The organism is Paragemmobacter ruber (genome assembly GCF_009908315.1).
GTDB classification, from domain to species: domain Bacteria; phylum Pseudomonadota; class Alphaproteobacteria; order Rhodobacterales; family Rhodobacteraceae; genus Paragemmobacter; species Paragemmobacter ruber.
In genome coordinates, this window is record NZ_JAAATW010000004.1 from 122,423 (window position 1) to 147,387 (window position 24,965).

Here is a 24,965-nt window from a genome sequence, read left to right on the forward strand (position 1 = left end):
CTGCGCGTTGGTCCACCACTCACAACGGCGCCGTCCGCGCAGGGTTTAGGCCGTGATTTCAGAAGAAAATCGCAGAAATCAACGCAATCCAGCCGACCGCACCACCCACCACCGCAGGCAGCAGCCACCAGCCCGAAGGCATCTGGAACTCCGGCATCGTTTCCCCGCGCGCCGCATAGTTCCGCCCGAAGGCTGCGTCATCACCCCCACGGGGCATGGTCTGGATCGCGTTACTCATCTCGTCTCGCCTTGACACGGGAAGCACCGCATCTGCGGCCTCATGTTTACGAACCATAACAAGATGGCATCAATCGGGCGAACCGTCGTTGGGCAGTCGCACATGGCCAATCGTCTGATCCCCATCCCAAAGGATGCCAACCTCGCGCCGGAAACGGGTGCTTCCCAGGCCCGCGCCGGAAAAGTATACAAAGGTATGCGGCTCACCCTGACCCAGATCTATGACCAGCGCATCGCCTCGGGCCAGCTTCGCGCCGATCCGGTGCAGCATGCCGTGCTGCCGATCCTCGAAGACATCCGCCTCTGGCTCGAATCAAACGCCAACCGTCGTGTCGGCCTGTTCGCCGGGCTCTTCGCCCGCCCTGTCACCCCGCCAAAAGGGCTTTACCTTTGGGGTGGTGTCGGGCGCGGCAAATCCATGCTGATGGACCTCTTCACCGAAGCCACCGCCATCACCGCCAAGCGCCGCGTCCATTTCCACGCCTTCATGCAGGACGTCCACCGTGGCATGCACGAGGCGCGCAAGCGCGGCGTCGAAGATCCCATCGCCCCCGTGGCCGAGGCGATCCTTGCCGATACGCGGCTTCTGGCCTTTGACGAGATGCAGATCACCGACATCACCGATGCCATGGTCGTGGGCCGCCTGTTCGAAAAACTCCTCGCCGCAGGCGTGGTCATCGTCACCACCTCGAACCGCCCGCCCGAAGACCTCTATCGCAACGGCCTCAACCGGGCGCTGTTCCTGCCCTTCATCGACCTGATCCGCGACCGCTGCCACGTCGTCGAACTGCAAAGCCCGACCGATTACCGCCAGCACCGCCTGCAAGGCGCGCAGGTCTATTTCCACCCGGCGGGCAAGGTGCGGGGCGAAATGGATGCCATCTGGTCCGATCTCACCGGCGCCGCCCGGGGCGAACCGCTGGTCCTGCCCGTCAACGGCCGCACGGTCGAAGTGCCGCGCTTCGCCAATGGCGTGGCCCGCGCCACCTTCTGGGATCTCTGCGCCCGCCCCCTCGGTCCGAGCGATTACCTCGCCATCGCGGGGGCGGTGCGCGTCCTCCTCCTCGAAGACATCCCCCAGCTTTCCGCCTCGAACTATAACGAGGCAAAGCGCTTCGTCACCCTGATCGACGCGCTGTATGAGGCGCGGGTCCGCCTGATCTGCTCGGCCGCCGATGAACCCGAACGGCTGTATATCGAAGGCGAAGGCGCGTTCGAATTCGAACGCACCGCCTCCCGCCTGCGCGAGATGCAGTCAGCCGATTGGGCTGGCGATAAGGCCTGACGATCTGGCTCTAAAGCCGCCACCGATCGTTAAGGTTAACGTATTAGGATGGCACCGTGCGTGCATACACCTGTCTGCACTGCTTTGCTGCACGGGTTCCTGCACGCCCATTTCAGGCCAAACCCCCGTGGTTAATGGGGATTTCAGGCCCAGACCTGCCACAAAAGCCGCGCCGCCATCGCCGTCGACGTGACCACCAGCAGCGGCTTGATCAGCCGCGCCCCCACCCGCATCGCCAGCCTGGCGCCAAGCGCCGCTCCCGCCACCTGCGCCGCCGCCATCAGCAGGCCCACCCACCACCACACCGCCCCGGTCGGCACGAACACCGCCAGCGATCCCAGATTGCTGGCAAAGTTCAAAAGCTTCGTATGCGCCGTGGCCTTCAGAACGCCAAACCCCGCCAGCATCACGAAGGCCAGCATGAAGAACGATCCCGTCCCCGGCCCGAAGAACCCGTCATAGGCCGCGATCAGGGGCACCGCCGTCAGGGCAAAGATACCGGGCCGCATCCGCTGCACCCGGTCGGCATCGCTCAGCCCCGGCTTGAACGCAAAGAACAGCGCCACCGCCACCAGGATCACCGGCATCACCAGCCGCAGAAACTCGGCCGGCATCAGATGCGCCACGCCCGCGCCCAAGGCGCCGCCTATGCCGGAAATCCCCGCCATTCCAATCTGTTGGCGCAGGTCCACATGGCCCGCACGGGCATAGCTGACCGTGGCAGTCGCCGCACCGAAGGTGCCTTGCAGCTTGTTCGTCGCCAAAGCCTCGATCGGTGATGCCCCCGCCAGCAGCAGTGCAGGCACCGTGATCAGCCCGCCCCCGCCCGCGATGGAGTCGACGAACCCCGCCAGAAAGGCGGCAAGGATCAGCAGCAGCGCAATTTGGGGAAGAACCTCAAGCATCATGCCGCCTTCATTTCCGCCCCCGGCGCCAAAGTAAACCCCGCTTGCAGCCTCCCGCCCCTGCGCTAGTCTGGCGCGAAGGCCCGCTGCGACGGGCGGATCAGAAGGGGATGCCCATGCCACGCCTGCCGCTTGCCCTGTTCCTTTCGCTCGTGTCGGGAACCGCCCTTGCCGACACCCGCTTCACGCTGGACGGCAGCCTGCTGGTCTACAACACCGCCTATCCCGTCGATGCCACCCTGATCGACCCCGACAGCGGCATTTCCCCGGCCGATACCGTGGGCGACATCGCATACGAGGATATTGATGCCCTGCGCTCCATCCTTGCCCGCAACGATGGCAGGGTGCAGACGATGCGCCTCACCTCGGATGGCGGCTATATCGAAGCCGCCTATGAAATGGCTGCAATCATAAAGGATTACGGGCTGAACACCGAAGTGCAGGGCGAATGTGCCAGCGCCTGCGCCATCCTCTTTTCCGCCGGCGAAAGCCGCGTGATGAACCGCGGCGGCCGCATCGGCCTGCACCCGTCCAGCTGGGGCGTCGAGGCGATCCGCAACTATTACGAAGGCACCCGCGCCGACAGCGGCTGGAAGGACGAATTCGCCTTCGCCGAATGGGTCTATGAAGAGGGCCAGCGCGACGCGAACAAGCTGATCACCCATTTCCTGTCGCATGGCGTCAGCGCGGATTTCGCCGTCAAGGTCGTCTCGATCGGCATGAACGGCATGTGGTATCCCACACGGGCCGAGATGGAGGCTGCGAACCTCATCACCGCGCCCGCGGCGGCAGACTGAACGCGCCCTTCACCTTCGGGAAAGGATCGGCGCCCATCCTGCACCACGGTCCCGGAGGATGGTTCGCATGTGCCTACAGATCCAACCGCCGATGCACCCGCCCCACACGGCGCCCGTCCTGCAGGGCGTAATCCGGCTCGTGGCGATAGTCGCGAAAGCCCTGCCGCGCGTAAAAGGCCAGCCCCGGCACGTTGTCGGCCCGGATCGTCGCATTGATGACCTGCACCCCTGCGCTGTTCGCCGCCGCCCGCGTCGCGGCGAAGAGCGCAGCACCCGTTCCCCGCGCCTGCACGTCCGGATCCACGAAGGTGCCGATGTCGCCCCAGCCCTGCGGCAGGTCGCCCGACCGTCCCAAGGCCTGAAAACCGATCAGCCGCCCCTCTGCCTCGGCAATCACACAGCAGATCGCGTCCGGCCCGTCGATATAGCCCCGCACCGCATCCACGCTCCGCTCCGCCTGATAGGCCGTGGTGCCGCCGATCCGGATGATCCGGTTCTGCAGATCGGCCATCGCGGGCGCATCCTCGGGTCTGGCGGGGCGGATGATCACGGATGGAACTCCTCACGCCGATAGCCTTGGATGAACAGAAGCGCCGTCAGATCCCCGTGGTTGATCCGCAGATCACATTGCGCCGCGACCACCGGCTTTGCATGCAGCGCGACGCCCGCCCCCGCCCGGCCCAACATGCCCAGATCGTTCGCCCCATCCCCCACCGCCATCACAGCGGTCTCGGGGATGCTTAACCGTTTGGCAATATCTTCCAGCGCGTCCACCTTGGCCTGCCGCCCGAGGATTGGCTCACCGACCGTGCCATCCAGAAAATCGCCCTGCACATTCAATGTGTTGGCACGATTCTCATCAAATCCCAGCACCGCCGCGATCCGCGTGGTAAAGGCCGTGAACCCGCCCGATACCAGCGCCGCATAGGCCCCGTTCGCCCGCATCGTCGCCACCAGTTCCCGCCCCCCCGGCATCAGCGTGATCCGGTCCCGGATCACCCGGTCGATCACCGCGACGGGAAGCCCTTTCAACAGCCCCACCCGTTCGCGCAGCGCCGCTTCGAAATCCAGCTCCCCATTCATCGCCCGGCGCGTGATGTCGGCCACCCGCGCGCCCACCCCGGCCTCGTCGGCCAGCTCGTCGATACATTCCTGCTCGATCATGGTCGAATCCATGTCGGCCAGCAGCACCCGCTTGCGCCGCCCCTCGGCCGCCTGCACCACCAGATCGACCCGCATCCCCTGCAACCCCTCCCACACCTCCCAGCGGTTCAAGGGCATGACATCCAAAGGAAATTCCGCCGCCACCCCGGGTTCCAGCCAGATCGCATCGCCCCCGCCCCACGCGTTCCGCACCGCCTCTACCGTGGCGCGCTCAAGGATCGGGGTTTGCGGGTTGGTCAGCAGGGTCGCGATGAACATGAGGTTTCCGATAGTGAACAGATGCGTCGCTTTCGCGCGGTGTTTCGCCGCTTTAGGGCAATTTTCCCGCTTGTGCCACCCCGTCCACCCCGCTATTGCCGACAGCGGGACACCCTTCCCCAACGAAGGGCTTTTAGCTGGAAGGCTACCATGACAGACCTGACCCCGCCGGCCAAGCGCCCGGCCAATCCGCGCTTCTCCTCTGGCCCCTGCGCCAAGATCCCCGGCTTCACACTCGATCACCTCGCCGATGCGCCCCTGGGCCGCTCGCACCGCGCCGCGGTGGGCAAGGCGAAACTGGCCGAGGCCATCGAACTGACCCGTGAAATCCTCGGCGTGCCCGCCGATTACCGCATCGGCATCGTCCCCGGCTCCGACACCGGCGCCGTCGAGATGGCGATGTGGACGATGCTCGGCGCGCGCCCGGTCGAGATGCTGGCCTGGGAATCCTTCGGCGAAGGCTGGGTTACCGACGCGGTGAAACAGCTCAAGCTCGACGCCGCCGTGAAAAATGCCCCCTACGGCCAGATCGTCGACCTTGCGACCGTGAACTTCGACGCTGATGTTGTCTTCACCTGGAACGGCACCACCTCGGGCGTCCGCCTGCCCAATGCCGACGCAATTCCCGCGAACCGCCAAGGGCTTACCATCTGCGACGCTACCTCCGCTGCCTTCGCGATGGACCTGCCCTGGGACAAGCTCGACGTCACCACCTTCTCCTGGCAAAAGGTGCTGGGCGGCGAAGGCGCGCATGGGATGCTGATCCTGTCGCCCCGCGCGGTGGAACGTCTGGAAACCTACACCCCCGCCTGGCCCCTGCCGAAAATCTTCCGCCTGACGTCGAAGGGCAAGCTGATCGACGGCATCTTCGTGGGCGAGACGATCAACACACCGTCCATGCTGGCGGTGGAAGATTACCTCGTCGCGCTGAAATGGGCGAAATCCGTGGGCGGGCTGAAGGGCCTCATTGCCCGGGCCGAGGCAAACGCCCGCACCGTCTGGGATTTCTGCGCCGCCAATCCGTGGATCGCGAACCTCGCGGAAGACCCCGCCACGGCCTCCACCACCAGCGTCTGCCTCAAGTTCACCGATCCCCGCATCACCGACGGCGCGGCCTTTGCCAAGGCCGTGGCCAAGCGGCTGGAAAAGGCGGGCGTGGCCTATGATGTGGGCGCCTATCGCGACGCCCCTCCCGGCCTGCGGATCTGGTGCGGATCGACGGTCGAGACCGCCGATGTCGCCGCCCTGATGCCGTGGATCGCCCACGCCTATCAAGCCGAGATCGCCGCACTGGCGCAGGCCGCCTGATCCGTAGGATGGGCAGTAGAGCCCATCCTACCCACCCCCCCAATTCCCAAGACAGGAGCGCCAGATGGCCCCCCGTGTACTCGTCTCCGACGAACTCTCCGAAACCGCCGTCCAGATCTTCCGCGACCGTGGCGTGGACGTGGACTACATGCCGAAACTCGGCAAGGACAAGGAAAAGCTGGCCGAACTGATCGGCCAATATGATGGCCTCGCCATCCGCTCGGCCACCAAGGTCACCGAAAAGCTGCTCGAAGCCGCGACCAACCTCAAGGTCGTCGGCCGCGCCGGCATCGGCGTGGACAACGTGGATATCCCGGCGGCGTCGAAAAAGGGCGTCATCGTGATGAACACGCCCTTCGGCAACTCCATCACCACCGCCGAACATGCCATCGCCATGATGTTCGCCATCGCGCGGCAAATCCCCGAGGCCAACGCCTCCACCCATGCGGGCAAATGGGAAAAGTCTAAATTCATGGGGGTGGAGCTGTTCAACAAGACCCTCGGCGTGATCGGCGCGGGCAATATCGGTGGCATCGTCTGCGACCGTGCCGTGGGGCTGAAGATGAAGGTCGTGGCCTATGATCCCTTCCTGTCGGAAGAACGGGCCAAGCAACTCGGCGTCACCAAGGTGGAGCTGGACGAACTGCTGTCCCGCGCCGATTTCATCACCCTGCACGTCCCGCTGACGGACAAGACCCGCAACATCCTGTCGCGCGAGAACCTTGCGAAAACCAAGAAGGGCGTCCGCATCATCAACTGCGCCCGTGGCGGCCTGATCGACGAGGTGGCGCTGAAGGATGCACTCGACGCAGGCCATGTCGCCGCCGCCGCGCTTGACGTGTTCGAGGTAGAACCCGCAACTGAGAACGTCCTCTTCAACCACCCCAATGTCGTCTGCACCCCGCATCTGGGTGCCGCCACGACCGAGGCGCAGGAAAACGTGGCCCTCCAGGTGGCCGAACAGATGTCGGACTACCTGCTGACGGGCGCCGTGCAGAACGCGCTGAACATGCCCAACGTCACGGCAGAAGAGGCCGCCGTCATGGGCCCGTGGGTGAAACTCGCCCTGCATCTGGGCGCCTTCATCGGCCAGATGACAGATGAACCGATCAAGGCCATCAACATCCTCTATGATGGCGGCGTGGCCGAGATGAACCTCGCCGCGCTGAACCAGTCGGTCATCGCGGGCGTGCTGAAAACCCAGAACCCGGATGTGAACCTCGTCTCCGCCCCCATCGTGGCCAAGGAACGCGGCATCCAGATCTCCACCACCCGGCAGGAAAAGACCGGCGTCTTCGATGCCTATATCAAGGTGACGATGGTCACGGACAAACGCGAACGCTCCGTCGCCGGCACCTGCTTCTCGGATGGAAAACCCCGCTTCATTCAGATCAAGGGCATCAACATCGACGCCGAAATCGGCCGCCACATGCTCTACACCACGAACGAGGATGTTCCGGGCATCATCGGCCTTCTCGGCATGACCATGGGCAAGAACAACGTCAACATCGCGAACTTCACCCTCGGCCGTTCCGGCGTGGGGCAGGATGCGATCGCCATCCTCTACCTCGATCAACCGATCGACCCGAAGGTGGTGCACACGCTCGAATCCACCGGCATGTTCCAGCAGGTCAAGCCGCTGGAATTCGACGTGGCCTGAGACTCGGCCTGAGCTTTGGCCTGAACGGATGGGGAAGGGCGTGATGACTTGCCCCTTCCCCGTTGCTCAAATATCCCACGGGGGTCCGGGGGTGTGAAACCCCCGGGGCTTCCCCTCCGCACCAATGGACAGGCACGATGCGCAGCTACGCCATAGGCGACATTCACGGCCATCTCGACCTGCTTCTGCATGCCCATGACCTGATCGCCGAAGACCGCCGCCAGACCGGCGACCACGATGCCCCGGTGATCCATCTGGGCGATTACGTGGATCGCGGCCCCGATTGCCGGGGTGTGGTGGAATACCTGCGCAAGGGGGCCGAGGCGGGCGAGAACTGGGTCACGCTCAAGGGCAACCATGACCGGATGTTCGCCCGCTTCCTGAACGATCCGTCAGAGCCGGAAGAAGGCCTGCGCTCCGATCTGTCATGGCTGCATCCCCGTCTCGGCGGGGCGGCGACGCTGGCCTCCTATGGCGTGAAGAACGCCGCCGACCGCCCCATCGCCCCCGTCCATGCCGAGGCGCTGGCGGCCGTGCCCCAGTCGCATCGCGATTTCCTGCAATCGCGGCCCACATGGCTGCACCGTGGGGAATGTGTCTTTGTCCATGCGGGCATCCGCCCCGGAATCCCCATGCTGCAACAGCGTGAAACGGATCTGGTCTGGATCCGCGCGGGGTTCCTCGACGATCCGCGCGACCATGGCTTTCTCGTCGTGCATGGCCACACCGCGCTGGATCAGGCAACGCATTACGGCAACCGGGTGAACATCGACAGTTCCGCCGCTTATGGCGGGCCGCTGACGGCTGTGGTGATCGAATGCCGCGATGTCGCCGTGCTTACCGATCAGGGCCGCCGCCCGCTTCAACCCTGACCTTTGCGCAAAAGCGCCCGCGCCGACAGCACGAAAGTCCCGCCAAAGAAGGCCCCGGCGATCCCCACCACTTCCACCAGCCCCGCACCGCGCGGCACGCCCTGCACGGCGAACAGAACGCCGATGCAGGCCAGGCCGAAGATCGAAAAGATCAGCCGGAACAGATGTTCACCGCGGGTGGGGCCATATTTGCTCATGCCCCAGACCTAGCGCCCGAAACGCGCAAGGATAGGGGTGACATCCGCCGTGTTTTCCGTTTCCCTGTCGTCCTCCTTTCCCTGCCCCAACCCCGTTCAGGACCCGATGATGACGCACCGTGACCGACTTCCCTACCTCGTCACCCTGGCGATCATCGTGCTTGCGGCCCTGTGGCTTTTGCATGTGGGGCGCGTGCCGATCTGCGAATGTGGCTATGTGAAGCTTTGGCACGGCCAGACCATGAGCTCTGAGAACTCGCAGCACCTGACCGACTGGTACACGCCCTCCCACATCATCCACGGCTTTCTGTTCTACGGGCTCCTCTGGCTGGTGGCGCGGCGCCTGTCCTTTGGCTGGCGGCTGGTCATCGCCACGGTGATCGAAGCCGCGTGGGAGATCGTGGAAAACTCCGAAGCCGTGATCGAACGCTACCGTTCTGTCACCATCTCGCTCGACTACTACGGTGATAGCGTCATCAACGCGGTGGCCGACATCTTCGCCATGATCGCAGGCTTCTTTCTCGCCCGCGTCTTGCCGATCTGGGCGACGGTCGCCCTGATCATCGGGTTCGAGGTGCTGACGATGTGGATCATCCGCGACGGGCTGGCGCTGAACATCCTGATGCTGGTGGCCCCGCTCGATGCGGTGAAGGCGTGGCAGGCGGGCGGCTGACGGGCAATCACGGGGCGGCGGGGGCAGGGATCAGCCGCGCACCACCTCGGCACTGATCCGGCGCAACAGTAGCAACGACACCACCGCCGCCGCCACCGTCACCCCGGCGATCACCTGAAAGAACCCGCGCTCACCCAGCCCCGCCACAAGCTGGCCCAGCAGGACCGGTGACGCGATCCCGCCCACCAGACCGGCGGCGATAATCGTGGGCGTGACGCGCGGATCATCCCCCATGATACGGGACGCGGTGACGAAAAAGCCCGGAAAGAAAAGCCCCGCGAAGGCCCCCATCGCGATGAAGAACGGCACAGCAGGCAGAAGGATCGCCCCGGTTGCGCACAGGGCCGCGCCCGTCATCGCCCCGGCATAAATGCCGAAGGGCGGCAACAGATGGGCGGTAAAGACCAACACCGTCCGCGCGATCAGGAAGGCCACGAAGAACCCCGACAAGGCCCGCGCCGCCGTCGCCTCATCCGCGCCCGCCGCGATCAGCGCGGTCGGCCCCAGCCCGATCAGGCAGGCCTCCACCCCGATGCAGACCACGCCAAAGCACAACAGGCCTGCCCGGAACCGATAGGGTTTGCTCGCCCCCACGGCGCCTGCCTCCTCGGCCCGGCCCGTCGTCCCCGCTGCCAGCCAGATTAGCGCGCACAGGCCCGCCACGATGGCAAAGCACAGATGCGGGTCCGATCCCAGCGCCACAAAGATCAGGGGCGCGGCAATGGCGCCCACCGCGAACATGGCGTTCAGAAGGCTGACCATCGACGGCCCTTTCACACCAAAGGCGCGCAGGACCCGCGGATTGAACACCACGGTCGATACCCCATAGCCGGTGCCAAAGATGACCGATCCCACCAGCGTGGGCATCCATCCCAGCCCCGCCGCGATCAGCGCCGCGCCCACCGCCATCGCCCCCAGCGCATGGCGCGGCGTGATGCTGCGGCCCCGGAAGAACATCACCGCCACGCCCAGCGCCGATCCGATCCACAACGCCGACACCAGCCATCCAGCCTGTCCCAGCGTCAGCCCGAACTCGCGCGCGAAGGCCGGCAGGGCAGGACCATAGAGCGATTGCCCCGCCCCCATCAGCGTGAAGGTCGTGACCCCGGCAAACAGCAGCGCGGCATGGGTGCGAATGAGGGCGTTCAAGGGCATCTCTCGGAAAATATGTCGCCCCGGGGTTTCCCTTGCCTGCGCGGCACTGTCAACGGGCCGCCACCACCCTGGCGCGAGAAGCCGCGCCGTTTTCAGGCCCGGTGGCCCATGCCGGCGCCCCATCTCGACGTCAGCCCCGACGTTACGTCACCGCTGCACAAATGGCGATCCGCATGCCACTCTGCCCGAAAGAGGAGTGCCCCATGACCGACATCTTCATCCTTTCCGGCGCCCGCACCGCCATCGGCAGCTTTGGCGGCAGCCTCTCCACCGTGCCGCCGATCGACCTTGCCACCACGGCCGCCAAGGCGGCCCTGTCCCGCGCGGGCGTGGAGGGCACGGCGATCGGCACCACCGTCTTTGGCCATGTGATCAACACCGAACCGCGCGACATGTATCTGTCGCGCGTCGCGGCCATGCAGGCGGGCGTGCCGCAAGAGGTGCCCGCGATGAACGTCAACCGCCTCTGCGGATCGGGGGTGCAGGCTGTCGTCTCGGGGGTGCAGGCCCTGCTGGCGGGCGATGCCGACACCGCCCTCGTCGGTGGCGCGGAATGCATGAGCCGGTCGCCCCATACCCTGCCCATCGCCCGCTTCGGCCAGAAGATGGGCGATACCCGCGCCATCGACATGATGACCGGCGCGCTGACCTGCCCCTTCGGCACGGGTCACATGGGCGTGACGGCCGAGAACGTCGCCGCCGCCCATGGCATCAGCCGCGCCGATCAGGATGCCTTCGCGCTGGAAAGCCAGCGCCGCGCCGCCCGCGCGCTGGCCGAAGGCTGGTTTCAGGCCGAGATCACCCCGGTCGAGGTTGCCACCCGCAAGGGGCCGACGGTGTTTGATCGCGACGAACACCCCAAGGACAGCACGCCTGAGGCGCTGGCCGCACTGAAACCCGTGTTCCAGAAGGACGGCACCGTGACGGCGGGCAATGCCAGCGGCATTAATGATGGTGCGGCGGCGCTGATCCTGTCGCGCGGGCGGCGAGATGGCGCGCGGGCGCGGATCATGGGCTATGCCGTGGCGGGGGTGGATCCGCGTGTCATGGGCCTCGGCCCGATCCCGGCCACGCAGGCGCTCTGCGCCAAGCTGGGGATGACCCCGCAGGATTTCGACATCGTGGAATCGAACGAGGCCTTCGCCGCGCAGGCGCTTGCCGTGACCCGCGCGCTGGATCTCGACGCCGAAAAGGTGAACCCGTCCGGTGGTGCCATCGCGCTGGGCCATCCGGTCGGGGCGACGGGGGCCATCCTCGTGGTCAAGGCGCTGCATACGCTGGAACGCACGGGGCAGGGGACGGCGCTGGTGACCATGTGCATCGGCGGCGGGCAAGGCATCAGCCTTGCGATCGAACGGGTCTGACGGCCACAACAGCCGGGGTCAGCGCAGGCGGATGCGCGTGCGGGCTGACCGCCCCTCGGCGTCGATCACCGAAAGGGTGAGGAAGCCCAGCCCCTCGACCGGCAGCAGGACCGCGCGGCTGCGCGCGGCGGTGATCATCGGCTGGCCATCGGCCAGCCATGTGAAAGGTGCCGTCCCGCCCTCCACCCGCACCAATACGCCTTCGGGCAGACGCTCCACCTCTGCCCCATCGGGGGGGAAGGCGACGGCGGGCGCGTCCTGTGCTGCCGCAAAGGCCGCGCTGCGCGACCGGAACCGTTGCAGCGGCGGCGGCAGTTGCGCGGTGGCCACCAGCAGGGTTTCGGGCGGGGCAGGGGGTTGCGGCGCAAGGTCGGGTTTCAGCCGGGCAAAGGCCTGAAACAGCACTGGCGCCGCCAGATCCGCGCCAAAGACACCCGGCACCGGCGTGCCATCCGCCCGCCCCAGCCAGACCCCGATCACATGCCGCCCGTCAAAGCCGATCGCCCAGGCATCGCGATGGCCATAGCTGGTGCCGGTCTTGTAGGCCAGCCGGTTGGCCGGCGCACCCGGTGGCGGGGCCAGACCGCCAAGGATATCCGCCACCTGCCACGCCGCCATGCGCGACACGATCCGCGCGCCTTCCGCGCTGTCCCCGTCCATCCGCCACCGCAAGGGCAGGCTCACCCCCCCGCGCGCAAGGCCCGCGTAAAGCTGCACCATATCCTGCAGGCTGACCCCGATCCCGCCCAGTGCGACCGCCAACCCCGGCGGCCCCTCCGGCAGGCGATAGCGCATCCGCGCCTGATCCATCGCAACCAACAGCCGCGCCGGACCCAGCGCCTCGGTCAACTGCACCACGGGAATGTTCAGCGACATCTGCAACGCCTGCCGCACCCGTACCGTGCCGCGATACTGGCGATCGAAATTCTGCGGCGCATAGGTGCCGAATCGGGTGGGGCGGTCCTCCATCAGCGTTTCGGGATGGGCCAGCCCTTCGTCAAAGGCCAGCGCATAGACCAAGGGCTTCAGCGTCGATCCCGGCGACCGCAGCGCCTGCGTCATGTCCACGAAACCCTGCCGCGCATCGGCGCGGAACGCCGCCGACCCGACCGAGGCAAGGATCTCGCCCGTGGCGTGATCCGCCACCACCATGGCCACCTGCAGCCGGTCGCCCTGATGCTGCACGGTGTCCGCCGCCAGCGCCTCCAGCGCGGTCTGCAACGGGCGGTCGATGGTCAGCCGATGCACCGCCGCGGCAGGGGCCGCGCGGCGGGCGCGATCGGCCAGATGCGGCGCGATGGCGGGAACCGCCCTTCGCGCCACCGGCATGGCTTCGCTGCGCGCCACCCCGGCCTGTTCCGCGTCGATGATCCCCTTGCCCACCGCCCGCGCCAGCACCCGATCCCGCGCCTCCGCCGCCCGGTCCGGGTGGCGGTCCGGCCTGCGGCTTTCGGGGCTTTGCGGGATCGCCACCATCAGCGCGGCCTCTGCCGGGGTCAGCCGCCACGGCTCCTTGCCAAAATAGGCCAGCGTCGCCGCGCGCAGCCCTTCGATATTGCCGCCATAGGGGGCAAGCTGCAGATACATCCCCATGATCTGCGCCTTGGTCAGCCGCTGTTCCAGGGCCAGCGCCACACGCATCTGCCTGATCTTGCCGTCCAGCCGCCCGGTCCCGCTGTCCTCCAGCAGTCGCGCCACCTGCATGGTCAGCGTCGATCCGCCCGAAACGACCCCGCCGTTCCACAGCGCCTGCGCCCCCGCCCGCAGAAGGGCCAGCGCATCCACCCCGGCATGATCGGGAAAGCGTCCATCCTCATAGGCAATCAGCATGGCGGTGAACATCGGGTCCACCGCATCGGGCGCCAGCGCCATGCGCCAGCGGCCATCGGCCACCGTATAGGCGCGCAACAGCCGCCCCTCGTGATCCTCGACGATCACCGATGTTTCGGGCACCAGCGGCGGCAACACCGTTGCCGCCACCCAATCGTCAAACCCGTCACGCAGCAGGGCGGCAAGGAACAGCCCTGCCGCCAGCCCGAATACGGCGCGTGCCCGGATCACGGGGTTATTCCGTCACCATGACACGCCCGCTCTCGCCCACGGCGCGGAAATCGGGGCGATACATATCCTCGACCGATGGCGCGGGGTGATGGAAGCTGCCCGGCGACACCGCCCGCACCACATAGGCAAGGCGGAAGGGCTGGTTGTCCATCCGGTCCACGGCGGCAAGGAAACGGTCCTGCCGGTATTCCGCATGGGCCACCACGTCCAGAACCTCCAACCCCTCCAGCGCGGGCAGGCTTCCGGCGGTCATCAGGTTGGGATTGTCGATCTCGAACCCGGCAGGCAGCGGATCGTTCACCATCAGCCGCGCCTCGCCGCGCGCAAAGGGCGTCACCTCAAGGACCGCGATCATCCGGGTGCCCACGGCGACCGCGGCAGGATCAACCGCCCCGCCATCCATGCCGATATAGCGCCGCGTGATCGCATAGCCGTTGCCCGAGGCTGGTTCCGCCACCTCTGGCACACCAAAGGTGGTGACGGTCAGCGTCGTATCCGCCCCGCCATTCGTCACCGCCACCGGCACGGCGCCCAGCGTCCGCATCTGCACCAGCGGCCCCTCTGCGGGCTGGCCGTCGATCGTGATGCCCGCCGCATCGGGGGCGTCGATCAACGCACGCGCCGCCAGCAGCGCCCATGTCGTCTCCTGCGTCGAAAGGGCGCCTGCCGTGGCGATCCGATCCGTCAGCGCCTCGCGGTCCACCGCGTTCGATCCCGCCTCGACGGCCAGCGTCAGCACTGCCGCCGCATCGCGATAGGCGGTGCCGTAATCGGCGCGGAAAACCTGCTCCGTCTCGGCCTCGGCGGCCTGCAGAAGCGCACCCGCCCGGGCGAACATCGCATCCGCCCGCGCCTGTTCGCCATAGGCCGCCAGCGCCGCGCCCAGTTGCGCCATCGCCGTGGGGGTGGCAAAGGCATCGCCCTTCACATCGGCATAGTAGCGCAGATCGCCGATCGCCGCCGCGCCCTCGCGCGCCAGCACCATCAGCGCATAGGCCAAGGCCTCGCCGCCAATGTCGAAATCCGGGGCGAAGTTCACCTGATTGCGCAGGTTGTCCAGCGCCATGCGCATGGCCCGTTCCGGCACGTCGAAGCCGCGCGCCTGCGCCCGTGACAGGAAATCCGTCACATAGGCATCGAGCCACAGATCACCCGATCCCGGCCCCCACAGGCCAAAGCCCCCTTCGCTGCCCTGATTGGTCAGGATCTCGGCCACCGCCTCCTGCACGCGGCCCCGCACGTCATCGGACCAGGGCAGGTCCATCGCCTGCGCCACCTGATCGAAATAGAGCAGAGGCATCGCCTTGGATGTCATCTGTTCGGTGCAGCCATAGGGATAGCGGTCCAGCGCCGCCAGCAGCCCCGGCGCATTCAGCCGCGCCAAGGGTCCGATGGCCAGCGTCGCCCGTGCGCCCGGCGCGTATCCGGCCAGCACCGCATCGTCAAAGCTGAACGTCTGCCCCGCCGCGAGGTCGAAGCGTGACACGCGCACCACCTCAGGATCGCCGCGCTGCACGGGCAGGGCCAGCGTCTTGGTCAGCGCCTTGCCATCCGGGGTGGTCAGGGTGACCGCCACCTCCTGCACGCCTTCGCCCTGCGCAAGGATCGGCACGGCCACCACCTGCTTGCCCTTCTCGGGCAGGTTGATGGTCGTGGGCGCATCGCCCAGCGTCACGCCGCGCCCGTCCAGCGCCAGCGCCATGGTCCCGAACGGCCCCGTGGCATGCACGATCTCCAGCAGCACCCGGCTCTCATCGCCCGGCGCCATGAAACGCGGCAGCGACGCCGTCACGACCACCGGATCGCGGACCAGCACATCGGCGCTCGCCTGCCCGACGCCGGTCTTCGACCAAGCCACCGCCATCACCTTCACCGCACCGTTGAAGGCGGGCAGGGTGAATTCGGCCCTCGCATAGCCATCCGCGCCCACCTCCAGCGGCCCGGTGAAATAGGCCACCAGTTCCTCTGTCGGCGGCGGGGCCTGCAGGCGCGCCTGCGCCCCGGCATCCCCGCCGGATCGCACCGTCCCCTCGGCCCCGTTCAGCCCGTCAATCAGGCGCCCATAGATATCGCGGATGCCCACGCCCAGCTTGCGCTGGCCGAAATAGTGGCCTTGCGGATCGGGGGGAACAAAGCCCGTCAGGTTCAGGATGCCCTGATCCACGGCAGCAAGGGTGACATAGGCCGTCTCGCCCGCCGCCACGCCGTCCACCTTCACCGCAACGGGCAGGGGGCCGCGCGGGTCGGCCTCGGCCGCCACCTCGACCGTGGCCCGCAACGCCCGCGCGCCCGGATCAATCGCCGCATGGGCCAGCCCCAGCACGCGGCCCGGATTGCGCCCGGCCGCCACATCCATGGGCCGCAGCACCTGCGCCGTGACATAGACGCCCGCGCCCCAGTCATCGGTCACAGGCAGGTCGATCACGTTCTCGCCCTCGGCCACATCCACCGCCTGCATCGCGATAAGGCGGTTCGACAGAACCATCACCACCGCCTTGCCCGCAAAGCGCGGCACCAGCCGCAGCTTGGCCACCTCGCCCGCCGCATAGGCCGCCTTGTCCAGCGACAATTCCAGCGTGTCCGGCGTCGCCGCCGCGTCCGCCGCGGCAAACCACCCGGCAGCAAAGGTCAGCGATGTGGCCGCCGCACCGCCTGCCTCGGTCACCGCCAGCTCATACTCGCCCCATGTCACCGGCACCGCGATCTCGACCGGGGCATCCAGCGCCACGTCTCCCTCGGCCACCCGCGTGCGGCGGGTGACGGGCTCCCACATCCAGTTGCCAAAGCTCTGATACCATTGATAGGTCGTCTCGACCCGCACCAGTTCCCAGCGGGCCTGCATCGGCACGGCCTGCCCCCCGGCCCCGATCCCGGCAAGGGTGAAGCGCGCCTCGCCATTCTCGGCCACCACGCCGTCGAACAGGGGTTTCACCCCGATCAGTGTGGCGGAGGGCGGCAGGGCGACGGTTGTTACCCGCTCGACCGGGCGGCCCGATCCTTCGGCCACGCGTACGGCGATCCGCGCCTCCAGCGGGCGGCCCGCATCTTCGGCCTCGGGCAGCAGAACCGGCACCCGCGCCTGACCGGCGGCATCGGTGCGCGCGGGATCAAAGCCCTGCATCACCGGGCTGAAGGGTTCGTCATGACGCCCGAAGCGATAGCCGTCCCAGCCTTTAAGGGTTTCCGCCGCACGCAGCATCACCTCGCCCTCGATAGCCAGATCGGCCCCCGGCGCGCCGAACAGGTAGCGCGCCGCGACATCCAGTTCCGCCATGGCACCGGGCTGCAGATCCTGCGGAACGGTCACGTCGAAATCAATCCGCTCGGGCAGGAAATCCTCGACAAGGAACGTCGTCGTGGCCAGCGGGGGCGCATCCACATCGGCCAGCATCTCCAGCCGCCACACCCCGCGCGGGGCCGATCCAAGGATCGGCTGGCTGAAGACATAGCCGCCGCCCCAGTCGTTCACCGCCATGCGCGCGTGCTCCACGCCGTCGGGGCGCCGGACCACAGCCGTCAATGGCAGGCCTTCGATCGCCGCCCCCGCGCTGTCGCGCGTCAGGGCCGTGGCATAGACCGTCTCGCCCGCGCGATAGGCGCCCCGGTCGGTGGTCAGGAACACATCCACCGGCGGCGCGGCCTCGCGCCCTTCCACCCCGCGATCCGACAGGTCGAACTCGGGATCATTCAGCGACAGGAAGGCAAGGTCGGCCTCACCCTCGCGCGCCACGATCAGCGCGGGCGCCGCTGCCCCCACGCCGCGCGTAAGCCCTGCGTCAAAGCGGGCATAGCCCTGCGCATCGGTCACCGCGCTGCCCAGAACCTCGTTCCCGTTCGACAGAAGGTCGATGCCGATCCCTTCCTTCGCCGCGGCGCTGCCAAGGCTGCGCACAAAGACATGCAGGCCGTCCACACCCGACAGCGTGGTGATCCCCAGATCGGATACCGTGAACCACTGCCACCCGGCAGGCACCTCCCACGGCTGCTCTCCGGGCACCGAGGCGCGCAGCGCATAGACACCGGCAGGCTGGCCCTGCAACGCTTCGTCCATCGGCAGGCGGGTGGTCACGTCGCGGTTGACCTCCATCCCCACCGTCGCCGTGCCGGTCCAGACCTCTGTCCCCGTCTGGGCGGTGAAATCGTATTCCTGCCATTCCGCCATGGGCGCCGACAGATAGCCGTTCTGGAAGGCCCGGATCAGGTTGCGGTCGGTCACGCGATACAGCGTCAGATCCAGCGCCTCGGTATTCACCGTCTCCACCGGCAGCGCGGCAGTCCCCGCCTTGGGCAGCACATAGGCCCGGCCCGCGAAGCGGACGCCGGGGTTGCGGTCGCGGATGTAGGAGGTGATATCCACCGATGCCGCCAGCACCTGCCCATCCGCCGCAGGCAGCCCCTCGCGGAAGGTCACCGTCGCCCGCTGGCCATGGGTCAACCCTTCCACGCAGATATCGCGATACTCTGCGGTCACGCTCAGGCCGGGTTCATCCAGTTGCACGAAGCTCGCGTAATCCACGCCCTTCGCCGCCAGATCCTCGGAAAACGTGGCGCAGAGGCGCGGGCGGGCGCTGTCGGATTCCACCCGGTTCTCCACGATGCGGAACCCGTATTTCCCCGCCGCATCCGCCAGATAGGCGGCGGTGTCGTCGCGCATCTGCACCGATTGCGCCAGTCGCAGGGCGCGCACCGTATCGCCGCCCCGCTCCAGCGCCTCCAGCGCCTGCGCCATCTGCACAAGGATCGTGTGCCGCTCCGGCGCGCCCTCGGCCCGCAGATAGGCGTTGACCGATGCGAAATAGGCCCGCTCCACATAGCTGCGCTGATCCGGCCCCTGCACGCCCCCTGCCACCAGCAGCAGCCGCGCATATTCCGCCCATTCGCCCGGCGCATCGGTCAGCGTCACCGCCGCCCCGGCAAAGCGCGCCGCGCTGTCGAAATCGCCCGCGAATTCCGCATCCGCCGCCGCCGTCTGCAGATCGGCCACCGTCCAGTCGCCCGCCATGTGATCGCGGCCCATGCCCGCAGCCTGCTGGGTGATCGACTGCAACTCCCAGTCCTGCACAAAGCCGATCTCGCCCCGCCGCAGCGCCGCCCGTTCTGCCGCGCCAGGCGCGGCGGGCAGGACATAGGCCGAAATCGCCCCGGCATAGGGCGCGGCCTCACCCGGCCCGGATTTCAGAAAGCAGCTTCCATTGCGGGTATTGAAGGTGAACGCCTCGCAGCTTGACCCCGCCAGACAGGCGCGTTCGCAGGCCTCCAGCGTGGTGTCAAAGGCCGATGCCACATCGCCCCCCGGCAGATCCACATCCTGTGACACGACCACCCGCTTCGGTGGCACGAGGTCCTGTGAAAAGGCAGGCAGGGTGGGGATCGAAAGAAGCGCTGAAATCAGAAGGGCATGAACACGCATGGCGGCACCGGTGATGGAAGATGCGCGGGATGCTGACACGCCGCCCGCCCCGCTGGCAATGAGTCGTGCAGAGCGCCAGGGCGTTTACCCCCGGTTTACCGACTTCCCCGATGCTGACGTTTGAACGCAGGGGAATCGCATCACCCATGACATCGGTAGAAAGACTGGCGGCAGAAGGACTGGCGGCCGAAAGACTGGCGGCCGAAAGATTGGCCAAGGAACGCCGCGCGCGGATGGCGGCGGAACGGCATCTGGAATGGAAAAGCCGCGAACTCGCGGCCGCCAACGAAAAACTTGCCCTGCAAGCCCGCGCCCTGTCAGAGCAGGTGGTAGAGGAACGGCAATCCGCCCGCGCCGCCCGGTCCGAAGCTGACCGTCTGAAAGGCCAGAACCAGCGCTATCTTGGCGATCTCGACCGCGCCCATACGGCGGCGGTGATGGCCGAACGGCGCCTGCGCACCTCCATCGACATCATCCGCGATGGCTTTGCCGTCTTCGATGCCGACAACCGTCTCCTGCTTGCCAATCCTGCGTGGCTTCACCCCTTTCCCGAAGGCGCCATCCTTCCCGGCATGGCCTATCGTGATCTGCTGGCCGCCGTTGCCCCCCTGCTGTGCCTGTCGCAGGATGTGGACAGCTGGATCGCCGCGATGTGCGACCGCATCACCGCAGATGACATTCCGCCCGTCGAACTGGCCCTGCGATCGGGCCGCTGGATCCGGCTAGAGGATCGGCGCGCCCGTGACGGCGACCGCGTCAGCCTTGCCATCGACATCACCTCTGAAATGCGCCTGCGCGCTGCGGTCGAGGCGATCCCCGATGGGTTTGTCCTGTATGACAGTCAGGATCGCCTGATCCTGTGCAACCGCCGCTATCAAGAGATCTATGCCCTGCCCGAAGATGCTGTCAGGCCCGGCACCCGCTTCGAAGATGTCCTGCGCGCCGCCCTTGCGCAGGGCCTGCATGCCGATGCCGCGGGGCGAGAGGAGGCATGGTTCGAAGAACGCCTGTCGGATTACCGCGCCGCCGCCGGCGCGGTAGAGCAGCGCCTTACCGATGGCCGCTGGATCCGGGCGCAGGATCACGTCACGCCCGATGGCGGGCGCGTCGGCCTGCGCAGTGACATCACGCTCGCGCGCGCGGCGCAGGAAACGCTGCTCGCCGCCCGTGCGGCGGCCGAGGCGGCAAGCCGCGCGAAATCCGCCTTCCTCGCCAACATGAGCCATGAGATCCGCACCCCCATGAACGGTGTCGTCGGCATGGCCGAGCTTCTCTGCGGCACCGACCTGACCGAAGAACAGCGCCTCTTCGCCGAAACCATCCGGTCTTCCGGTGAGGCCTTGCTGATCATCATCAACGATGTGCTCGACTATTCCAAGATCGAGGCCGGTCATCTGGCGCTGAACCCCGAACCCTTTGATCTGGAACGCTTGATCCACGAAACCGCGATCCTTCTGCAACCGCAGGCCCGCGCCAAGGGGATCGAGCTTCTGACGGATTACGATATCTTCTTCCCCACCCGTCTGGTGGGCGATCCCGGGCGCCTGCGGCAGGTGCTAACCAACCTGATGGGCAACGCGGTGAAATTCACCGAACGCGGCCATGTGCTGGTGCGTGTGGTGGGGACGCAGGCAACGGACGGGATGGCGCGCCTCCATGTCACGGTTGAAGATACGGGCATCGGCATCGCCCCCGACCAGCAGGCCCGCATCTTCGACGAATTCACCCAGGTGGAGGACGCTGCCAATCGCCGCTATGAAGGTACGGGGCTCGGCCTTGCCATCACCCGCCGCCTGATCGCCCGGATGGAGGGCGAAATGTGGCTGGACAGCGCGCCGGGCAGCGGATCCTGCTTTGGCTTCGCCCTGACACTTCCCATCGCCGAAGAGGTGTTGCCCGCCCGCATCCCCACCAGCCTGCGCAACCTTCTGTTCTGCGCGGGCAATCCCACCAACCGCACCATCGTCGAACGGCAGCTTGCCCCGTTTGGCGTGAACCTCACGATCTGCCGCAACGCGGATGAGGTGCTCGATCACGTCCAGATCGGCACGGATGCCGCGATCCTTGTCGATCACGGGCCGGACGGGGTGGATGGCCTTGCCCTGTGCCGCCAGCTTGCCCGACGGGGATTTTCGCAATCCCGGCTGGTGATGGTCACCCCCGACCATCTGCCCGAGGCCGAGGCCGCGCGTCACGACGGTCTGGTGGATGATGTTCTGGTGAAACCCGTGCTGCGCGCCGATCTTTGCCGCGCGCTGACGCGGTTGACGGGCGATCCCCTTCCGCTCGCCGTGCCGCCGTCGCCGGAAAGACAGACGCGCCGGATGCGCGTTCTCGCAGCCGAAGACAACAAGACCAATCAGCTGGTCCTGACCAAGATGCTGCGCGATCTCGATCTGGATCTGCGCTTTGCCGATAACGGGCGGCAGGCGATCGAAAAGTGGCACGAGATGCGACCTGATCTCATCTTCATGGATATCTCGATGCCCGAACTTGACGGCTGCACCGCCACATCCGAAATCCGCAGGATCGAGGCGGGGCGGGCGCATGTGCCCATCATCGCCCTGACCGCACATGCGTTGGAGCAGGATGCAATCCGCTTCCTCGCCGCCGGAATTGATCGACACCTAACCAAACCCCTGCGCAAATCGGCGCTGATCGAGGTCCTGCTGCACTACTGCCCGCCCGAGGCCGATCTGGGCAGTGCCGCCGCCCAAAGCACCGCGGCCTGAGGTTCAGGCCGCCGCCTCGGCCGCCTGATCGCGGGCGAAGACCGGCCGATCCGCCGTGGACCGCGCCGCATCATATGCATAGCCGCCGATGTCGAACCCGCGCAGATCGTCCGGGTCGGTCAGCCGATGTTCGGCGATGAACCGGGCCATCGCCCCGCGCGCCCGCTTGGCAAAGAAGGATACCACCTTGGCCTGCGCCCCCGGACCGTCCAGAAAAACTGGCGTGACCACCCGCAGCTTCAACGCCTTTGCCTGCACAGCGCCGAAATATTCCTGCGACGCGCAGTTCACCAGCACGTCACTTCCCACCGCCGCCGCCGCGTCATTCAGGGCCCGCGCGATCCGCGCGCCCCACCAGGCATAAAGATCGCCCCCCTTCGGATTGGCCAGCTTGCTGCCCATCTCCAGCCGGTAGGGCTGGATCAGGTCGAGCGGCCGCAGCAATCCGTACAGGCCCGACAGGATCCGCAGCCGATCCTGCGCCCAGCGCAGCGCATCGGGGTTCAGCGTCCGCGCCTCCAGCCCGGCATAGGTATCGCCGTCAAAACAGAAGGCCGCCGGTTTCACCGCCTCTGCCCCGGGCGTGACGGTGAAGGCGGCAAACCGCGCGGCGTTCAGCCGCGCCAGCGGTTCCGAAATCCCCATCAGCGCCCGCAAGTCATCGACGCTCAGCTTCCGCGCGATCCGGGCCAGCTTCACCGCATCGGCGGCAAAGGCGGGTTGCGTCGGCGCCATGCCTTCGGGCAGGGCGCGGGGTTCCTCATCCAGGCGCTTGGCAGGGGAAATCACGGTCAGCATCGCACACTCCTTTGACCGGGCAGATAGCCCGGCTCACGCCTCGCGCAAGACATCCAGAAAGGCCCGGCCAAAGCGTTCCACCTTCTGTTCGCCCATCCCCTGAATCCGCTCCAGATCCGACAGGCTGGAGGGGCGCCGTTCCGCGATCAGGCGCAGGGTGGAATGGGTCACCGACAGGTATTTCCCCGTTCCGTCCTCGCCCCGCGACAGCGCAAGGTGCACATCGGCCAGCCGGTCGAAAACCTGCGCCTCGGGCCGCCCGGCCAGCCGCATCCGCTGCGGATGCAGGGGTTCCGCCGCGCCGTTGATCACCTCCAGAAAGGCCGCGCCATAGCTTTCCAGCTTCTTCGCACCCACCCCGGTGATCCCCGCCATCCCATCCATATCGCGCGGGCGGCGTTCGGCCATCTCGATCAGCGTGCGGTCGGGAAAGATCACATAGGCCGGCACACCCGCCGCCTCGGCCAGCGCGCGGCGCTTGGCCTTCAGCGCCGACAGAAGCGGCGCATCCTCGTCCGACACCAGCGCCCGCACCGCCACCCGCGGCTGCGCGCTGGCCACAGTGTCGCGCCGCAGCGTGATGCTTTCCTCGCCCCGCAGGATCGGCCGCGCCGCATCCGTCATCCGCAGCGCGCCGTGGCGTTCGGGATCGGGGCGCACCAGATCGCGCCCCATCATCTGCCGGAACACCGCGCCCCAGGCGGCCTTGGTCAGGTCGCGCCCCACGGCAAAGGTGGGCAGGGCGTCATGCCCGCGCCCGCGCACCTTGTCGGTGGCGCTGCCGGTCAGGATGTCGATCAGATGGCCCGCCCCGAACCATTCCCCCGTCCGCAGGATCGCCGAAAGCGCTTTGCGCACCGCCTCGGTCGCGTCGAACAGATCGGCCGGGCGCTCGCACAGGTCGCAGTTGCCGCAGGGGTCCGCAGCCTCGCCGAAATAGCCCAGCAGCACGCGGCGCCGGCAGGTCATCGCCTCGGCCAGACCGAGCAGCGCGTTCAGCCGGGCATGATCGGCGGCCTTCCGGTCGGGCGGGGCCAACCCCTCATCAATTTGGGCGCGGCGCAGGCGGATGTCGTCGGGTCCGTACAGCGTCATCGTCTCGGCCGGGCTGCCATCGCGCCCGGCGCGGCCGATTTCCTGATAGTAACCTTCGATGGATTTCGGCAGATCGGCATGGGCAACCCAGCGGATATCGGGCTTGTCGATCCCCATGCCGAAGGCGATCGTCGCCACCACGATCAGCCCGTCCTCGCGCTGAAACCGCGTCTCGACCGCGCGGCGCATCTCGGGATCCATGCCGCCATGGTAGAAACAGGCGACATGCCCTTCGTCCCGCAACGCCTGTGCCAGCGTTTCGGTCTTGGCCCGCGTGGCGCAATAGACGATGCCCGATTGCCCCTTCCGCGCCGCGACAAAGCGCAGGATCTGCGTGCGCGGATTGTCCTTCACCGCAAAGGCAAGGTGGATGTTCGGCCGATCAAAGCCGCGCAGGAAGGTGGCCGGCGCCACCCCGTCGAACAGCCGCGCCACGATCTCGGCCCGCGTCTCTTCATCCGCCGTGGCAGTAAAGGCCGCCAGCGGCACGCCAAGCGCGCGGCGCAATTCGCCGATGCGCAGGTAATCGGGGCGGAAGTCATGGCCCCACTGGCTTACGCAATGGGCCTCGTCCACCGCGATCAGCGTGGTGCCGATCCGCCGCAGCATGGGCAGCGTCGCGGCTGAGGCCAACCGCTCCGGCGCGATGTACAAAAGCTTCAGCCGCCGCGCATCCAGTGCGGCGAAAACCGCTTCCGTCTCGGCCTCGGTATTGCCCGATGTCAGCGCGCCCGCCTCCACCCCCGCCTCGCGCAGGCTGCGCACCTGATCCCGCATCAGCGCGATCAGCGGCGAGATCACCACCGTCACCCCGTCGCGGCACAGGGCGGGCAGCTGGAAGCACAGCGATTTGCCCCCGCCCGTGGGCATGATGGCCAGCGTGTTCCGCCCGGCCAACACTGCGTTGACGATCTCTTCCTGACCGGGGCGGAAGCCGGGAAAGCCGAAAATGGTGTGCAGCAGATCGTGCGGATCAGACATGGGGGGCGTGTTC

General features: G+C 67.1%; 18 protein-coding genes. 8 read left to right on the forward strand and 10 right to left on the reverse strand.

Going from position 1 to position 24,965, the window contains the following annotated elements; translation table 11 throughout:
• Positions 1 to 58 precede the first annotated feature (58 nt).
• Positions 59 to 238, reverse strand: coding sequence for a hypothetical protein (locus GU920_RS16625; protein WP_161768244.1), 180 nt, complete (start codon positions 236 to 238; stop codon positions 59 to 61).
• A 195-nt stretch (positions 239 to 433) separates the two neighbouring features.
• Between GU920_RS16625 and zapE the strand changes: the two genes are divergently transcribed.
• Positions 434 to 1,522, forward strand: a complete 1,089-nt coding sequence (gene zapE, locus GU920_RS16630; RefSeq protein WP_161768245.1) for a cell division protein ZapE — start codon at positions 434 to 436, stop codon at positions 1,520 to 1,522.
• A gap of 143 nt (positions 1,523 to 1,665) precedes the next feature.
• Here zapE and GU920_RS16635 read toward each other — a convergent pair whose 3' ends face one another.
• Positions 1,666 to 2,427: a TSUP family transporter gene (locus GU920_RS16635; protein ID WP_161768402.1), complete on the reverse strand. Its 762-nt coding sequence runs from the start codon at positions 2,425 to 2,427 to the stop codon at positions 1,666 to 1,668.
• A gap of 116 nt (positions 2,428 to 2,543) precedes the next feature.
• On the opposite strand from GU920_RS16635, the gene GU920_RS16640 reads away from it, so the two are divergent.
• Positions 2,544 to 3,224, forward strand: a complete 681-nt coding sequence (locus GU920_RS16640) for a COG3904 family protein (protein ID WP_161768246.1) — start codon at positions 2,544 to 2,546, stop codon at positions 3,222 to 3,224.
• A gap of 73 nt (positions 3,225 to 3,297) precedes the next feature.
• Here GU920_RS16640 and GU920_RS16645 read toward each other — a convergent pair whose 3' ends face one another.
• Positions 3,298 to 3,774 (reverse strand): GNAT family N-acetyltransferase, encoded by a 477-nt coding sequence (locus tag GU920_RS16645; RefSeq protein ID WP_161768247.1) that lies wholly within the window; start codon positions 3,772 to 3,774, stop codon positions 3,298 to 3,300.
• Positions 3,771 to 4,646 carry a phosphoserine phosphatase SerB gene (gene serB, locus GU920_RS16650; protein WP_161768248.1) on the reverse strand — a complete coding sequence of 292 codons (876 nt, stop codon included), beginning with the start codon at positions 4,644 to 4,646 and terminating at the stop codon, positions 3,771 to 3,773. The genes GU920_RS16645 and serB overlap by 4 nt, the downstream gene beginning before the upstream one ends.
• Positions 4,647 to 4,796: 150 nt before the next feature.
• Here serB and GU920_RS16655 point away from each other — a divergent pair, with 150 nt between their 5' ends.
• The 3 genes from GU920_RS16655 to GU920_RS16665 all read left to right on the forward strand — a co-directional run bounded on the left by GU920_RS16655 (position 4,797) and on the right by GU920_RS16665 (position 8,486).
• On the forward strand, positions 4,797 to 5,954 hold the full coding sequence (locus GU920_RS16655) for a phosphoserine transaminase (RefSeq protein WP_161768249.1): 1,158 nt from the start codon (positions 4,797 to 4,799) through the stop codon (positions 5,952 to 5,954).
• 64 nt (positions 5,955 to 6,018) lie between these two features.
• Positions 6,019 to 7,614 (forward strand): phosphoglycerate dehydrogenase, encoded by a 1,596-nt coding sequence (serA, locus tag GU920_RS16660; protein WP_161768250.1) that lies wholly within the window; start codon positions 6,019 to 6,021, stop codon positions 7,612 to 7,614.
• Positions 7,615 to 7,751: 137 nt separating this feature from the next.
• On the forward strand, positions 7,752 to 8,486 hold the full coding sequence (locus GU920_RS16665; RefSeq protein ID WP_161768251.1) for a metallophosphoesterase: 735 nt from the start codon (positions 7,752 to 7,754) through the stop codon (positions 8,484 to 8,486).
• Here the strand turns inward: GU920_RS16665 and GU920_RS16670 are convergent.
• Positions 8,477 to 8,683, reverse strand: a complete 207-nt coding sequence (locus GU920_RS16670) for a hypothetical protein (protein ID WP_161768252.1) — start codon at positions 8,681 to 8,683, stop codon at positions 8,477 to 8,479. The two genes, GU920_RS16665 and GU920_RS16670, sit on opposite strands and share 10 nt — an antisense overlap.
• A 109-nt stretch (positions 8,684 to 8,792) precedes the next feature.
• On the opposite strand from GU920_RS16670, the gene GU920_RS16675 reads away from it, so the two are divergent.
• Positions 8,793 to 9,356, forward strand: a complete 564-nt coding sequence (locus tag GU920_RS16675) for a DUF2585 domain-containing protein (protein WP_161768403.1) — start codon at positions 8,793 to 8,795, stop codon at positions 9,354 to 9,356.
• A 30-nt stretch (positions 9,357 to 9,386) separates the two neighbouring features.
• Here the strand turns inward: GU920_RS16675 and GU920_RS16680 are convergent, their stop codons facing one another.
• Positions 9,387 to 10,511, reverse strand: coding sequence for an MFS transporter (locus GU920_RS16680; RefSeq protein ID WP_161768253.1), 1,125 nt, complete (start codon positions 10,509 to 10,511; stop codon positions 9,387 to 9,389).
• A gap of 203 nt (positions 10,512 to 10,714) precedes the next feature.
• Here GU920_RS16680 and bktB point away from each other — a divergent pair, with 203 nt between their 5' ends.
• Positions 10,715 to 11,875: a beta-ketothiolase BktB gene (gene bktB / locus GU920_RS16685; RefSeq protein WP_161768254.1), complete on the forward strand. Its 1,161-nt coding sequence runs from the start codon at positions 10,715 to 10,717 to the stop codon at positions 11,873 to 11,875.
• A gap of 18 nt (positions 11,876 to 11,893) precedes the next feature.
• Here the strand turns inward: bktB and pbpC are convergent, their stop codons facing one another.
• Both pbpC and GU920_RS16695 read right to left on the reverse strand, forming a co-directional pair.
• A complete protein-coding gene (gene pbpC, locus GU920_RS16690) occupies positions 11,894 to 13,936 on the reverse strand; it encodes a penicillin-binding protein 1C (RefSeq protein ID WP_161768255.1) in 2,043 nt (680 codons plus the stop codon).
• A 4-nt stretch (positions 13,937 to 13,940) separates the two neighbouring features.
• Positions 13,941 to 19,346 (reverse strand): alpha-2-macroglobulin family protein, encoded by a 5,406-nt coding sequence (locus GU920_RS16695; protein WP_161768256.1) that lies wholly within the window; start codon positions 19,344 to 19,346, stop codon positions 13,941 to 13,943.
• A gap of 146 nt (positions 19,347 to 19,492) precedes the next feature.
• Between GU920_RS16695 and GU920_RS16700 the strand changes: the two genes are divergently transcribed.
• Positions 19,493 to 22,078, forward strand: coding sequence for a hybrid sensor histidine kinase/response regulator (locus GU920_RS16700; protein WP_161768257.1), 2,586 nt, complete (start codon positions 19,493 to 19,495; stop codon positions 22,076 to 22,078).
• A gap of 3 nt (positions 22,079 to 22,081) precedes the next feature.
• On the opposite strand, the gene yaaA is transcribed toward GU920_RS16700, so the two are convergent.
• Together yaaA and recQ are read right to left on the reverse strand one after the other, a co-directional pair.
• Entirely contained in the window at positions 22,082 to 22,876 is a 795-nt protein-coding gene (yaaA, locus tag GU920_RS16705; protein ID WP_161768258.1) for a peroxide stress protein YaaA, read from the reverse strand.
• A 33-nt stretch (positions 22,877 to 22,909) separates the two neighbouring features.
• Entirely contained in the window at positions 22,910 to 24,952 is a 2,043-nt protein-coding gene (gene recQ, locus GU920_RS16710) for a DNA helicase RecQ (protein WP_161768259.1), read from the reverse strand.
• Positions 24,953 to 24,965: the final 13 nt, after the last annotated feature.

What these genes read in the sequence shown, in the direction of transcription:
- GU920_RS16625 (WP_161768244.1), bottom strand. Translation starts at nt 238, where the DNA reads ATGAGTAACGCGATCCAGACCATGCCCCGTGGGGGTGATGACGCAGCC.
- zapE (WP_161768245.1), top strand. Translation starts at nt 434, where the DNA reads ATGCGGCTCACCCTGACCCAGATCTATGACCAGCGCATCGCCTCGGGC.
- GU920_RS16635 (WP_161768402.1), bottom strand. Translation starts at nt 2,427, where the DNA reads ATGCTTGAGGTTCTTCCCCAAATTGCGCTGCTGCTGATCCTTGCCGCC.
- GU920_RS16640 (WP_161768246.1), top strand. Translation starts at nt 2,544, where the DNA reads ATGCCACGCCTGCCGCTTGCCCTGTTCCTTTCGCTCGTGTCGGGAACC.
- serB (WP_161768248.1), bottom strand. Translation starts at nt 4,646, where the DNA reads ATGTTCATCGCGACCCTGCTGACCAACCCGCAAACCCCGATCCTTGAG.
- GU920_RS16655 (WP_161768249.1), top strand. Translation starts at nt 4,797, where the DNA reads ATGACAGACCTGACCCCGCCGGCCAAGCGCCCGGCCAATCCGCGCTTC.
- serA (WP_161768250.1), top strand. Translation starts at nt 6,019, where the DNA reads ATGGCCCCCCGTGTACTCGTCTCCGACGAACTCTCCGAAACCGCCGTC.
- GU920_RS16665 (WP_161768251.1), top strand. Translation starts at nt 7,752, where the DNA reads ATGCGCAGCTACGCCATAGGCGACATTCACGGCCATCTCGACCTGCTT.
- GU920_RS16670 (WP_161768252.1), bottom strand. Translation starts at nt 8,683, where the DNA reads ATGAGCAAATATGGCCCCACCCGCGGTGAACATCTGTTCCGGCTGATC.
- GU920_RS16675 (WP_161768403.1), top strand. Translation starts at nt 8,793, where the DNA reads ATGACGCACCGTGACCGACTTCCCTACCTCGTCACCCTGGCGATCATC.
- GU920_RS16680 (WP_161768253.1), bottom strand. Translation starts at nt 10,511, where the DNA reads ATGCCCTTGAACGCCCTCATTCGCACCCATGCCGCGCTGCTGTTTGCC.
- bktB (WP_161768254.1), top strand. Translation starts at nt 10,715, where the DNA reads ATGACCGACATCTTCATCCTTTCCGGCGCCCGCACCGCCATCGGCAGC.
- GU920_RS16695 (WP_161768256.1), bottom strand. Translation starts at nt 19,346, where the DNA reads ATGCGTGTTCATGCCCTTCTGATTTCAGCGCTTCTTTCGATCCCCACC.
- GU920_RS16700 (WP_161768257.1), top strand. Translation starts at nt 19,493, where the DNA reads ATGACATCGGTAGAAAGACTGGCGGCAGAAGGACTGGCGGCCGAAAGA.
- yaaA (WP_161768258.1), bottom strand. Translation starts at nt 22,876, where the DNA reads ATGCTGACCGTGATTTCCCCTGCCAAGCGCCTGGATGAGGAACCCCGC.
- recQ (WP_161768259.1), bottom strand. Translation starts at nt 24,952, where the DNA reads ATGTCTGATCCGCACGATCTGCTGCACACCATTTTCGGCTTTCCCGGC.